The sequence below is a fragment of the Flindersiella endophytica genome (assembly GCF_054779015.1).
Genome location: NZ_BAAGYY010000018.1, coordinates 13327 through 26842 on the forward strand (window position 1 = coordinate 13327; position 13516 = coordinate 26842).

Sequence of the window (13516 nt, forward strand, 5' to 3'; positions counted from 1 at the left end):
GCGCCTCGGGCCGCCCGAACCGATTCGCACCCGCGGGTGGCTGGTCGCCCGTCAGGTGGTTGTGCAGGTCGCGCCGTTGAGCGTGTACGAGCTCGGCGCCGCCGTGTTTCCGGTATGGCCGGCCTGGAAGCCGATGCCGATCGACGCGCCCGCCGCGATATCTCCGTTGTACGAGACGTTTCTGGCCGTTACCTGCCCGGACGTCGGCGAGTAGGTGGCGTTCCATCCCGACGTGATGGTCTGCCCGCTGGGCAGGGTGAACACCAGCGACCAGCCGTTGATCGCAGTGGTGCTGGTGTTGGTGAGGGTGATGCTGGAGGTCAGCCCCGTGTTCCAGGCGTTGATGGTGTTGGTGACCCGGCAGGCTCCAGGCGGCGGGGGCGGAGGAGGAGGTTCGGTCGAGGCGAACTGGCTGAAGAAGCGCCACACCTCTGCCGACGTCCAGGTGTTGGCGCCGCTGCTACAACCGCATCCGTCCACCGGTGATGGAGTGTGGTCACCGTCGAACGCGGCCCAGACGACCGGATACCCGGATCGGCAGCCTGAGTACGCGGTGATGATGTGTGTCCGGCTGCCCGGCGCCGGCTCCGGTGGGTTCTGCGCGGCACATCCGTTGTTTCTCACGAACGTGTCCCGCAGCGACCGCCCCAGCGAGATGTTGAGCACACTGTCGCTGATGCCGTGGATCCCCAGGTAGGCGACCGGTTGGGTGCCGCCCGCGCATCCACTCAGCTGCGCACCCGAATAGACAGCCACCGCCCGGAAGACGTTGGGCCGGGAGCAGGCGACCGAGTAACTCATCGCGCCGCCGTAGCTCCAGCCCAGCGCGAAACGCTGAGTCGTGTCGACGCAGAGACCCGCTTCGAGCTGCCTGAGGATGTCGTCGACGAGCGTCACGTCCTGGCCGCCGGAGTTGGCCCAGCCGTTGTTGATGCCTTGCGGCGCGACGAAGATGGCGCTGTTGTTCGCCAGCCGCTGCTGTCCGTAGTACGCCCAGACCGCTCCATCGGAGCCGCCGGTCGCGACGTCGTTGGCTGTGCCGTTCAGCCAGTGGAATGCGAAGAACAGCCGGTACGGATGGTTGTTGTCGTAGCCGTCGGGGATCCGCAGGATGTACGTGCGATTCTGGCCACTGCTCTGGATGGTGTGCGTACCGTTGGACAGCGTGGGAGCCCGCCCGCATCCGGCGGTCGCCGCGGTCGTGCCGACGTCCGTGGTCGTCGTCGTTCCGCGAGCGTCGGAGCTCAGTGCGGTGCCACTGGTGGCGAGGGCGAGAACCGCCGCGGCCGTGACGGATCCGAAGAGCGATCTGAGCTTCACCATCGTGCAACTCCTTCTGTTGTTCGATTCTGTGCGCCCTCCTGACTTCGGTGCTGCTAGCTGCGTTGGAGCTGGAAACGCTGGTTGGTGTTGCCGGTCACCGTCCATTGGGAGATCCGTGCGCCGTCGGCGGTCGACGCGCTCCACACGTCCATGGCGAGGCCGCTTTGCCGGTTGACCAGGCTCACGACTCCGCCTCCCTGGTCGACGACCTGCCACTGCTGGGCTGTGGCGTTGGTGTCGCGCTGTTGCGTGATGTCGGCGCCGCTGCTGCTACTGGCGACCTGGAGCACCAGGCCGCTGTGCCGTGCCCGTACCCGGTAGTAACCGTCGCCGGAGTCGAGGAAGTCGAACTGCTGGTTCGACCCGCCCGTCGACGGCCACTGCTGCAACAGCGCTCCGACCGCTGTGGACACGCCCGCGATGTCGGCGACCTTGCCGCTGTGCTGGGCCACCAGCCGGTAGTAGACGCCGGTCTCCACGACCGGTCCCGATCCCGACGCGGTCGCGCGGTAGGTGTGGCCCGCCACGCCGGCGAACTCGACGACGTCGGCCTCCGGTTTCGCCACCTGTACGGAGGAACCGCTCGTCACGTCGCGCAGATCGTAGGTGCCGGTGAACAGATGGCTGCGGACGCGAACCGGGCCTGCCCGGTCAGGGACAACGGACAGCTCCGTTGCCCGGCCGCCGTTCCACACCGCGCCGACGGTGAATCCGCCACGCCCGCGCAGCCCGGCCACGCTCCCGGTCGCCCAGGCCGGCGGCAGCGCCGGCAGGACGTGCAACTCGCCGTTGTGGCTGTGCAGCAGCATCTCGGCGATGCCGGACGTCGCGCCGAAGTTGCCGTCGATCTGGAACGGTGGGTGCAGGTCGAACAGGTTGGGTGCGAGCCGGTCCGGCGTCACGAGGTCCCGGATCAGCTTGTGGGCCCTGGCGCCGTCCTCCATCCGCGCCCAGTAGTTGATCTTCCAGGCCAGGGACCAGCCGGTTCCGGCGTCGCCACGGAGCTCGAGGGTTCGCCGGGCGGCCTCGAACAGCTGAGGCGTTCCACGTTTGGTGATCTGGTTGCTGGGATGCAGGCCGTACAGATGCGAGATGTGCCGGTGGTTCGGCTCGGTCTCCACCCAGTCCTGCAGCCACTCCTGGATGTTTCCGCGCGATCCGATCCGCATCGGCGCCAGCCGTTGCCTGGCCGCGGAGACCTGACCACGGAAGTCTGCGTCCACGCCGAGCACCTCACTGGCGCGGGCGCAGCCGTCGAACAGGTCGCGCAGGATCTGCAGGTCCATCGTGGGTCCCGCGCACACGCTCGCGTCGGGGTGGTGGGCGAGCTCCGGCGAGTTCGACGGGTTGGTGACCAGCGTCCCCAGGTTCGGTTCCGTCACCAGCGTGTCGAGGAAGAACTGGGCGGCGCCCTTCAGCGCGGGATAGTTGGTGCGCAGGAAGTTGAGGTCGCCGGTGTAGCGGTAGTGGTCCCAGACCAGGCTGGCAAGCCACGCGCCGCCGGTCTGCCACATGCCCCAGAACGCACCGTCGACGACCGACGACCCGCGCCACCCGTCGGTGTTGTGGTGCGTGACCCAGCCGCGGGCGCCGTACTGCACCTGGGCCGTACGGGCGCCGGTCGTCATGAGGTCGCTCACGAGGTCGAACACCGGCTCGTAGCACTCGGAGAGGTTCGTCGAGCCGGCCGGCCAGTAGTTCATCGGCAGGTTGGCGTTGATGGTGTACTTCGAGTCCCACGGCGGACTCAGCTGGTCGTTCCAGATGCCCTGCAGGGTGGCCGGTTGGGTGCCGGGCCGCGAGGACGAGATCAGCAGGTACCTGCCGTACTGGAAGAGCAGCGCGGACAGCTGCGGGTCGTCGACGCTGTTGTGCTGGGCGATCCGGACGTCGGTCGGCTGGTCAGCCGCCGGGGTGCGGCCGAGGTCGATCGTCGTACGGGCGAACAGCTCCCGGTAGTCGGCCACCTGCCGGCTGCGGAGCACGTCGTAAGCAGTGTTCTGGGCGGCGTCGAGATGTCTTCGGGCGATGCCCTGGTAGTCGCCGTTCACGGTGCGGAAGTCGACGTAGCTCGTGCCGATCGAGAGCAGCAGCGTCACGCTGGTGGCGTTCGAGACGCGCAGCGTCCCGCCGGAACTGGTCGTGGTCCCGCCTTCGGCGACGGCCCTCGCGAGTGCGAAAAACCGGACCGAGCCGGGGATGTCGCGGAAGTCGCCGGAGATGCCGTCCAGCGCGATCGTCCGGCTGTCCGGGCTCGTAGCGGTCGCGCGTTGCGGAGTGCTGAACGAGGCCGAGAACGTAACCGAGCCAGGCGTTTCGGCGGTCAGGCGGATCGCGATCACCTGGTCCGGTGCGCTGGCGATCACCTCGCGCCGGAAGCGCACGTTGTTCGCGACGTACGTCACGACCGTCGTCGCGGTGGAGAGGTCGAGCCACCGCTGGTAGCCCGACACGCCGCTCGTACCCGGCAGGGTTAGCCTGAGATCGCCGACAGGCTGGTACGCCAGCTGCCCGCCGGGGTTGCCGAGCATCGTCTGGTTGATGAGGTCCTGCGCCTGCGTCCACTGGTTCGCGAACACCAGCCGCCGGATCTCCGCGAGGGCCGCCGCGCCCCTGGTGTTGCTGTAGTCGTGCGGCCCGCCGGCCCAAAGCGTGTCCTCGTTGAGCTGCAGCCGTTCGGTGTCGGTGTTTCCGAACACCATCGCGCCGAGCCGGCCGTTGCCGACCGGCAAGGCGCGTAGCCACTCCGAGCCGGCGGGCTCGTCGTACCACAGCGTGAGGTCGCCGGCCGCCTGCACGTCCACGGGCGCTGCCGAGTCGCCGGGCGTGCCGGCGGCCTGCCGTCCAGGCAGCAGCAGGCCGCCGGCGCTCACCGCGCCGAGTGTGATCGCATCTCTTCGCGTCATACCCGACATCTTCGTGCTCCGCTCGATCTCATCCGAGCGTCCATCGCTGGTTGGATGCGCCGGAGCAGCTCCACAGCCGCACCGGTGTGCCGTTGGCGGTGGATGCGCGGGACACGTCCAGGCAGAGACCGGCCATGGGCGTGGCCGACTGCGGAGAGCGGTGTGCCGGTCGACCGCGGCCACAGCGGTCGCGGCGGTCAGTGCCGGAAGCCGGCCGCCGAACGCGGATACGCATGGAGCATCCCCTCCTCAGCCGGAGTCGAGCTGATGAGTTGCGGAAAGCTGCACAGTGCCAGGTGGGTCTGGGAGCGCTCCCATGCGCGTTGAGACCAAGCTATAACGTCAAACCTTCGATGTGAAGCACTTCTCGAAACTCGGTTGAAACAGATCCGGATACGGGTGGCCGCTCGGATCCGGATGGCGCACTCCGTCCCGATCCGAGCTTGATCGTCTGCCGGTAGCCAGCCGGCGCGCGACGCAGGAAGTGTTCGAACGGGAGCTGGCGCCGTCGGTGACGGTGAAGGTGGTCGATGGCACCTTCGTCCCGCTAGGCCCGGGCGGCACCCTTACACTCGCCGATTTCGCGAACGCGGTGGTCGGGCCTGGGGTTCGAACCGCTGATCGCGGTAATCGACTCGTTGCTGCCGGACCTGCGGCTGCGCCGCCGTACGTCGCCCGCTCGACCGTGCCCACGGAAAGGCCTGGTCGAGCGGGACACGGGAGAGACCGTGGCACGGATAGCCCCGACCGACGACGAGCCGGTGTGGGGCATCCACGTCGCGAGCACGGGCTCAGTCGAGGTGAACGTGTCGTGGCAGGAGTGGGGCGACGCGGCAGAGCCAACACCGGCCACCGCCATGGTCGCGCAGCTCAACGTCCCCCGCGGCACCGAGAAGCTGCCTCAGCTGAGCCATGACTTCGGCGACACCAAGCAGCGACGCGTCGGCACTCGGCGTCGACGCACCCGACGAACTGGCCGACCGGACCGTGTTCGTCGACGTGGTCGACCTGTCAAACCTCTGACCTCGGGCCAGTGACTGGCAGGCTGGTTCCGGCCAAGCCCGTCGCCAGCGTCGGGGATCAACTCGCCACAAGCCCTCTTCGGTCCCTGCGGCACGCTCGTGTCCGACCCGGCATCATCGCCTCCGGCTGTGGGCGCCCTTACATACACGGCGCATACGCCGTGCTGAAGTGATGAGATGACGAAGATGAGAGTGACCGCGGCGATCGAACCACGTGAACTGCGAAGCATCCACGGCGCGCAGGTGCCCGTTCCCGACCCCGGCCGTTTGGTGCACCTGCAGTTTCGTCGTTATGCCGGATGCCCGATCTGCAACCTCCACCTACGCTCGTTCACAGCCCGGCATGAGGAGATCCAGGCTGCCGGGATCGTCGAGGTCGTGGTGTTTCACTCCTCCACTGAGGTGATGCTGCAATACCAGGCCGAACTCCCGTTCGCCGCGATCGCCGATCCGGGCAGGGAGCTGTACACCGAGTTCGGGGTGGAGGCCTCACCCGGTGCTGTACTGCACCCTCGCGCGTGGCCGGCCGCCCTCCGCGGCGCGCTCAGCCAGCGCAGCCTGCGCGGGATGATCGGCAAGGGCGAAGCACACCTCGGCCTGCCTGCCGACTTCCTGATCGCGACAAACGGCACGGTTTTGGCCCGCAAATACGGCAGGCATGCCAACGACCAGTGGTCGGTGGACGAGCTGCTGGGGCTCACCAGACCTGACCACGGCGATAGTGCAGGTTGAAGGGTCGGCCGGTGCTGTGGTTCCGGGTGCCATAGTGCCCGACGGCTACCTGGACCGGACCGACCTCGAACAGCAGGTCGCCGGGCTGGCCGGATGACCGGCACCCGGCGGCGAACCGCAGGGAGGTTCGTATCAGTCGCCGGCCTCGGCGGCGATCGCATCGGGGTTCAGCAGGGTGATCCGACCGCGGCTGACCTTGACCAGGCCGCGTTCGGCGAACTCACCGAGCACCTTCGTGGTCGTCTCCCGCGACGTACCCACGAGTGCGGCGAGCTGCTCGTGCGTCAACGCGATGTGGGTTCCGCTGCGCGGGGTCCGGCGCGGCTGGTCGGTGGCAAGCAGGCACAGCGTTCCGGCGACGCGCTGAGGCACGTTCTTGAACACCGTGTCAGTCAGGCGGCGTTCCAGCGCAGCCACCCGGCGGCCGAGGATTTCGGTCAGCCGGGCCACGACGCGCGGATCGGCGAACATGAACCGATGGATCTCGGCCCGGCTCATCAGGCATACGGCCACCTCGTCGAGGGCCTCGGCGAAGTTGTCGTGCATGGACTGCCCGACCAGAGCCATCTCCCCGAAGATCGTTCCCGGCGTAAGCAGCGCGGTGGTCAGCGCACGTCCTTCTGGCGAGACCCGGAAGATGCGGACCCGCCCGCGCTTGAGCAGGAAGAGCGCCTCGACCGGATGATGCGGCGAGTACAGCAGCTCGCCGGCACCGTAGGTCCTGGCCGGGAGCGCGCTGGCTATCGCCCCGAGCTCAGCCGGCGACAGGTCGGCGAACAGATCCACCTCTGACATACACCACCGAGGATCGGAGGCGCCGGCAGCGCGTTCCACGTCGATCAGCTCCTCCCGCTGCCCAGGCGCCCACGGGCGCGGAGTTCCGGAGGCCGCAACAGCTTCGAGTGCTTCCAGGCTCTGGTTCAGACAGTACGCGCCAGATGGGCACGGACCGGGGACGGAGCTGAGGATGCCGTAGGAAGGTCGACCGGCGATCGATGCCGCGGAAAACGGGTATGCGCTCACGGTTGCCATTGGCGACGCCTTCCTACGTTCGCCCCTGCCGGACCGCCCGACGCGACCGGATGAGGGCGACGCTAGGGGTCAGGAAGCGGAGGTTCGGTGAGCCAGCACACATATCCTTCAGGATCACAGGGCTGTCTCACGTTGCTCGTAACGGTCGAGGTCGTCGAACAGAACACAGCCGGCCTGGAAACCCGCCTTCAATGCCAACGCCGGCTGGCTGAACGCTGACATACGAGGCGGTTACGCGCTTTCCGGCGCGCACCCGCGCGCAACGTCACCGGCGAGACTTTGGCCGTCGGCTCACGCGCACGGGAAACGTTGTGCGACGGTGTGGGTGGTACGGCGGTATTCGACGTAGAGGCGCCGAGCCTTGTCGATGGCGTTGGCGAGTGGGAACGGCTGGTGGGTGAGGAGCTGGTCCGCATGGTCGGCGCCGACGGGATGCCAGTAGACCCCGTTCGCGGTCACCGTGATCTCCGGGATCAGCGTTTCCCTGGTGAGGGTGATGCCGGTTTCCGCGAACCCACGTTTGGCGACAGGCCGCACGATCTGGTCCTCGCGGCCCACCCCGAGAGTGTCGAGCAGGTCGTGGAACACCGCCAGGTCGGCCGGTGGCGTGCCGGCGTCGACGGTGGCGGCGACGCGTACCCGGAAACCTTCGGTACGCGCGGTTTCGACGCCGTCCAACGCTCGTTGCCAGCTGCCCGTTCCGCGATGCCGGTTGTGCGTGTCCGGTGTGGCAGAGTCCAGGCTGATCTGCAGGGTGAACTCGTCGCGGGGCATCCGGCGCAGCATGGCCAGCCTGCTGCCGCGGAACAGCATGCCGTTGGTGAGCAGCGTCGTCGGCAACCGGGTCACGCAGGCCGCGACGATCTGGTCCAGGTCCGGCAGCATGAACGGCTCGCCGCCGGTGAGGAAGATCTCGCCCACGCCGGCTTCGGCGGCCTGCTCAGCCAGCCGGGTGATCTGGTCCACCCCTAGCGCCCGCCGCTCGGCCTGTGGAGAGGAACGGGCACAGCAGTAGTCGCAGGCGAGGTTGCAGTCGAAGTTGGTGTAGATCCACAGCCGGTGCCCTGGCCGCTGCGACGGCGGCAGTAGCGCGAGCACAGCCTCGTCATCGAGGACGGGCCCACGCCGTAGAGTCGCGATTCCGTCGTCCACTCCGACGAGCTGGTGTCCCATCCGGGTGCACCAGCGAGCAACCAGGTCCGCGTCGCCTGGTGTGATGGGGACCTCCACCTGGCTGCCGGCACTGACTGAGTTGACGCGCTCGAGCAGGTCCAGCAGGACTGTGCTGTTTACCATCGGGGCGAGACGCCTTGCTCTTCCACGGCCTGGAACAGCGAGGCATAACCGTCGAGCTCCGGCCGCACCCAACGACGCAGCCCTTCCATCTCGAGGATCCGCCGGTGCCCGGGTTCGTCCCAGGACATCGCCAGCAGGTGCTCCACCCACGGCCCGGCCACCTCGTCGGGCAGCCGGTCGGTGGCGGTGAAGTTGCAGTGGCAGTACGGCTCCGACCGCCAGAACTCCGTCAGCGCGTCCGGCATCAACTCGTCCTTGCCGATGGCCTCCCAGGTGTTGATGCCGATCGCCGCGGCATCGGCCTGATCGTCGAGAACGGCACGGATGGCGTCCAGCTCGCTGCGCCCGGTGTCACCGTGCTTGCCGAGATCGGAGTCGATCCGCATCAGGTCCACGTCTCCGCCCAGACCTGCGCGCTTGAGGAAGTGCACCGGCAGGACAGCGGCCTGGGCCGAGTCGCGGGAGCCGAGCGCGAGCCGCCGGCCGCGCAGGTCGTCGATGCCGGTCAGCCCGCTACCGGAACGGGTGACCAGGACTGTGGCGAACGTCAGGTCGGTGTCGCGCATCGCCAGCGCCCGTACCCGATCGCCCGCGCGCATGACACTGCGTACCCAAGCCAGGTTGGTGTTCCACGCGATGTCGATCGTCCCGTCGAGCAGGGCGTCGACCTGGCGGCCGTAGTTGGAGAACAGGATGAAGTCCATCCACGGCCCGTCGGCGAAATAGTCTCGGATGCCTTCCCAGATCGGGACGACATTGGGCGTGTAGGCCACGGCACCAACCACGATCGGCTCGGTCATCGATCCACCTCTCATGCTTCAGAAGAGCGGCAGGCCGGTGATGGCCTTGCCGTAGAAGTCGTAGAGAACGTCCGCCGTCGGCGCCATCACGTGCCCGGCCCGCGCGTCCCGGAAGAACCGTTCCAGCTGCAGGTGTTCGGCGAACGCGGCGCCACCGCACACCCGCATCGCGCTGTCGGTGATCCGCAACGCGGCGTCGTTGGCCAGTGCCTTGACGCCCAGCACATGCAGCATCGTCGACTCGTCCGGTGCGGTCAGGCTGCGCGCCGTCGTCTGAACGTACGCACGCGTGGCGGCCAGCTCCAGCGACATCCTGGCCAGCTGGGCCCGGATCGTCGGCAACTGCGCCAGCGACTCCCCCAGATGCTGCAGCCGCGCACCGGAGGCGTGGGCAGTGGCCGCGTCGACGGCGGCCTGCGACAGGCCCAGCGACACCGCGGCGTTGCCGAGGTTGAACCAGGGCATCACGGTCTCCAGCATCAGCTGGAACCCGCTTCCGGCCGCGCCCAGCCGGTCCGCTCCGGACCTGGTGAGCTCGAACGTCATCGGCGCCGAGGCGTTACCGCGCAGGCCCAGTCCCCGCCACGTGCCGGCGACCGAGATCCCTTCCAGGCTTGCCGGTACGACGTAGATGTCGCTCGTTGTGGGCGACGGCTCGGCCAGTTGCGGCGGTGTCAACGTCGACACGACGTAGACATCGGCGTTCCCCGCGGAGGTGACGAAGCTCTTGCGCACGTTCAGCCGTGCGGCTGCGGAATCATCGGTGTCACCGGCAAGCTCGGCTTGCGAGACCGGTGCCCAGAAGTGTGAACGCGAACCGGTCTCGGAGAACGCCAGCGTGCCCAGCGTCGTGCCGTCCGCCAACTGGCGTAGGAGATCCGGGTGTCCCGGAGGTGGAGCCGAGGCGATCGCCATGGCGGCGCTGACGTGCATGAGGTAGACCATCGCCGTCGAGCCGCACACCGCAGCGAGCTTGCTCAACACCTCCACGAGCTCTTCCGGGCCGGCACCCAGGCCGCCGGCGTCGACCGGAAGTGTCAAACCCAGCAGGCCCGACCCACGAAACGCGGACACAGCTTCCTGCGGGAACCTGGCAGCCGAGTCGACCTCCGCCGCGGTCTTGCGGGCGGCCTCGAGCACTGGTACGAGTCGTTCGGAAACGTCCATCGTCGTCCTTTCTGATGTGGTGCGGACCGGTTCAGCTGGAGCGGCGGCCTAGAAACGCCAACGCGAGCAGCCCGACGCCCAGGCCGAGCCAGAGCGAGAACGTAGAGCCGTCGCCGGACAACGGGTTGGTGCCCGCCGTCTCGAACGCGACCTGCAAAATCGCGACCGCCAGGAACGCACCGCCCGCGATCGCCACGAGGACCCTCCGGCCGAGCCAGCCGGCCAGCACCGTCAGTGCGCCGAGCCCGAGCGCGACCAGCGCCGCCCCGCCGCCCATCTGGACGAAGCCGAACTTCCCACCGACGAAGAAGAAGCCCGCACTGACGATCGACACCACACCGATCACTTGCACCGGCCGGCCTGTACCGGCCTGCCGCCGCAACGCGCCGTCGACACCGGCGTACTGCCCTGCCGCGGTGGCGAACAACGCCACATGCACAAGCAGCATGAGTAAATAGGACCAGTGCCACTCGTGGGGAGCGTTCAGCACCGACAACGTGATCGCCAAGGTCTGGGCCACGCCCACCAAGGCCCACAGCCTGGTGGCCAAACCGACCAGAAGGAACCCGCCGAGACCCGCCTCGACGATCAGCACGGCCCAGCCGAAGAACGTGAAGTTCGGCAGCACCATATGCTCGACGACCCAGGCGTACGGCGCCAGCACCGGACGCTCGACCGCCTGCCGTGTCCAATCGTCCAGCCCGCCCGGGGTACCCGCCCCGAACGCCGGAGGGTTCTTCCAGTCGACGTTCTGCATCCACATCAGCGCCACACCCACGCGGACCGCGGCGAGCAAATACCTGTCGACAGCAGACCTCATGCGCACGATTCAAACGCCGATCGCGCCATCGCACTACAGGAAAAGTCTTACGAACCAAGGACATTGTCGGCGACGCGGCCGTTGTAGGCCGGCCGAGCCAGGTCAACCAGCACCGCGGCACCACCACGGGTCACAGCTCGAGCCGAGCCTGGCGGACGCCGTCGCCGTCGGGTGGGTCGTCTCAGGAGATGGAACGAGCGCCGGCGCCCTCGCCCAACGCCGCCGAGCTGGGCTATCTTTAGTTATCGATACCGGATCGTAAATGAAAGGGCGATGATGGACACACCGCAGGTCCTCGTGGTGGGCGCCGGACCGACCGGCCTCACGCTCGTGTGCGGGCTGCTGCTCCACGGCGTTCGGGTTCGAGTCGTCGATCGATCGCCAGGTCCAGCCGCGACGTCGCGGGCGAACTTCCTGCACGCCCGCGGCTCGGAGGTGCTGGGCCGGCTGGGCGCCTTGGGCACGTTGCCCGAGGAGTCGCTGCGCGCGATGCAGGTCACCACATACCTGGGCGACCGGCCGGTCATGCGGCTGAAGTTCGGCGATCCCGGTCACCGGACCGCCGCACCGCCCATGGTGGTCTCCCAGGCCAAGGTCGAGGCCGCCCTGCGGGATCGCTTCACCCAGCTCGGTGGAACCGTCGACTGGAACGCCGCGCTGGTCGACGTCCAGCAGGACGGCGAGGGTGTCACCGCCACCCTGAGCGACGGGCAGGTCGTCCACGCCGGATGGGTGATCGGCTGCGACGGTACGGGCAGCACGACCCGCAAGCTGGCCGGCATCGGCTTCCCCGGCGTCAAGCTCAGCGAGCGGTTCCTGCTGGCCGACGTACGTCTCGACTGGGATCTCGACCGATCCGGGACCAGCGGCTGGATTCACCCGGACGGCCTGTTCGGCGCGATGCCGATGCCCGATCCCACCAGCGGCCGCGACGACCTGTGGCGGCTGATCGCGTACGACCCGGGACAGGAAAGCGGCGACAAGCCCAGCGAGCAGGAGATCCTCGACCGGTTCCGGGAGATCGTGCCCGTACGCAGCGGCCGGCAGGTCACGATCGGCGAGGCGGAGTGGCTGTCGCTGTTCACCATCCATCGCCGGCTGGCCGACCGCTACCGGCAGGGCCGGATCTTCCTCGCGGGTGACGCCGCGCACGCGCACGCGCCGTTCGGTGGGCAGGGCATGCTCACTGGCGTCAGCGACGCCGAGAACCTGGCGTGGAAGCTCGCGCTCGTCGTCCATGGCAAGGCAGGCGAGGCGCTGCTCGACACCTACGCGGCGGAACGGCGTCCGCTCGCCACCGAGGTGCTGCGTGGCACCGCGAACGTCACCAAGATGAACATCGCGAGCAGCCCGATCGGCCGGTTCCTGCGCGACCGCGTGATCGTACGACTGTTCAACCTGCCGCTGATCCAGCGCTGGGCGACCTACACCACCTCCCAGCTGTGGGTCAGCTACCGCAAGGGACCACTCGGCGGCCGGGGCGGCAAGCCACGGCCGGGCGACCGCCTGCCCGACCTCGAGGTCGAACGCGACGACGGCTCCGCCTCCAGGCTGCACGCCGAGCTCGGCGGGCGCTGGGCACTGCTGGTCCCACGTACCGGCGCGAACGAGCTCGAAGCGGCAGCACGTCAGCGGCTCGGCGATCAGGTCGGAATGCTTCGGCACGACGGCGACCAGACGCTGCTGGTCCGCCCCGACGCACACCTGGCGTGGCGTGGCAACGACCTGGCCGGACTGGGCAGGTGGCTGGACAACGCTCTGCAGTACGGGCGCGCAAGCCGATGACCCGGGAACGTCCCCGCGGCCGCCCACGAAACCCGGAGACCGACCGTGCGATCCTCCAGGCCGCGCTCAGCTTGTTCATCGAGCGCGGTATCGAGGGCATGAGCATCGAACAGGTCGCCAAACGCGCCGGTGTCGGCAAGCTGACTGTCTACAGGCGGTGGGCGTCCAAGGAAGAACTCGCGGCACACGCGATCGAGTGGATGGTGGAGGAGAGTCGCGACTGGCCCTCCAACGGGGAGATGGCGCAGGCCGACGCAGCGCAATTGCTGGAGAGCACGTTGGACACCTCGGCCGAGCTGGCCGCGAGCCAGGAGTTCCGCGCGCTCGTCGCACGCATCCTCGGGTGCAGCGTGAGCCACCCGTCCCTGCTGGCGACGTACTGGAAGCACTACATCCTCCCCCGGCGAGCGGCCGCGGGCGCGATGCTCCAACAGGCGAAACAGGCCGGGACGGTATCGCCCGACGCTGACGTGGACGTGCTCATCGACATGATGGCCGGCGCAGTCGTCTACCGCGTCCTCCAACCGAACCCACCCGACGCGAAAGAGATGCGGCGCTACCTTCGGGAGGTCTACCGACAGGTCGGTCTACTCCCCTCATAGCTGACAACGTGGGAGACCAACCCGAGCCACC

General features: G+C 68.3%; 11 protein-coding genes. 3 read left to right on the plus strand and 8 right to left on the minus strand.

Annotation, left to right across the window (positions count from 1 at the left end):
- Positions 1-51: 51 nt before the first annotated feature.
- From ACYVF6_RS19195 to ACYVF6_RS19205, 3 genes are read right to left on the minus strand one after another with little or no spacing between them, the layout of a single operon-like run.
- Positions 52-1323, minus strand: coding sequence for a CE1 family esterase (locus tag ACYVF6_RS19195; protein ID WP_460523145.1), 1272 nt, complete (start codon positions 1321-1323; stop codon positions 52-54).
- Positions 1324-1376: 53 nt separating this feature from the next.
- Entirely contained in the window at positions 1377-4229 is a 2853-nt protein-coding gene (locus tag ACYVF6_RS19200) for a glycosyl hydrolase family 95 catalytic domain-containing protein (protein WP_460523147.1), read from the minus strand.
- 28 nt (positions 4230-4257) lie between these two features.
- The gene (locus ACYVF6_RS19205; RefSeq protein ID WP_460523149.1) at positions 4258-4464 is read right to left on the minus strand and encodes an RICIN domain-containing protein; all 207 of its coding nucleotides are present in this window, start codon (positions 4462-4464) and stop codon (positions 4258-4260) included.
- A 979-nt stretch (positions 4465-5443) separates the two neighbouring features.
- On the opposite strand from ACYVF6_RS19205, the gene ACYVF6_RS19210 reads away from it, so the two are divergent.
- Positions 5444-5983, plus strand: a complete 540-nt coding sequence (locus ACYVF6_RS19210; RefSeq protein ID WP_460523151.1) for a peroxiredoxin-like family protein — start codon at positions 5444-5446, stop codon at positions 5981-5983.
- A 132-nt stretch (positions 5984-6115) separates the two neighbouring features.
- Here ACYVF6_RS19210 and ACYVF6_RS19215 read toward each other — a convergent pair whose 3' ends face one another.
- From ACYVF6_RS19215 to ACYVF6_RS19235, 5 genes are all read right to left on the minus strand, one after another.
- Positions 6116-6778, minus strand: coding sequence for a Crp/Fnr family transcriptional regulator (locus tag ACYVF6_RS19215; RefSeq protein WP_460523153.1), 663 nt, complete (start codon positions 6776-6778; stop codon positions 6116-6118).
- Between the two features lie 528 nt (positions 6779-7306).
- Positions 7307-8311 (minus strand): radical SAM protein, encoded by a 1005-nt coding sequence (locus tag ACYVF6_RS19220; protein WP_460523155.1) that lies wholly within the window; start codon positions 8309-8311, stop codon positions 7307-7309.
- On the minus strand, positions 8305-9111 hold the full coding sequence (locus ACYVF6_RS19225; RefSeq protein ID WP_460523157.1) for a phosphate/phosphite/phosphonate ABC transporter substrate-binding protein: 807 nt from the start codon (positions 9109-9111) through the stop codon (positions 8305-8307). The genes ACYVF6_RS19220 and ACYVF6_RS19225 overlap by 7 nt, the downstream gene beginning before the upstream one ends.
- 18 nt (positions 9112-9129) lie before the next feature.
- A complete protein-coding gene (gene fadE16 / locus ACYVF6_RS19230; RefSeq protein WP_460523159.1) occupies positions 9130-10278 on the minus strand; it encodes an acyl-CoA dehydrogenase family protein in 1149 nt (382 codons plus the stop codon).
- A gap of 31 nt (positions 10279-10309) precedes the next feature.
- Positions 10310-11098: an Rv1678 family membrane protein gene (locus tag ACYVF6_RS19235; protein ID WP_460523161.1), complete on the minus strand. Its 789-nt coding sequence runs from the start codon at positions 11096-11098 to the stop codon at positions 10310-10312.
- 273 nt (positions 11099-11371) lie between these two features.
- Here ACYVF6_RS19235 and ACYVF6_RS19240 point away from each other — a divergent pair, with 273 nt between their 5' ends.
- Both ACYVF6_RS19240 and ACYVF6_RS19245 read left to right on the plus strand, forming a co-directional pair.
- A complete protein-coding gene (locus tag ACYVF6_RS19240; protein ID WP_460523163.1) occupies positions 11372-12883 on the plus strand; it encodes an FAD-dependent monooxygenase in 1512 nt (503 codons plus the stop codon).
- On the plus strand, positions 12880-13485 hold the full coding sequence (locus ACYVF6_RS19245; RefSeq protein WP_460523165.1) for a TetR/AcrR family transcriptional regulator: 606 nt from the start codon (positions 12880-12882) through the stop codon (positions 13483-13485). The genes ACYVF6_RS19240 and ACYVF6_RS19245 overlap by 4 nt, the downstream gene beginning before the upstream one ends.
- Positions 13486-13516 lie beyond the last annotated feature (31 nt).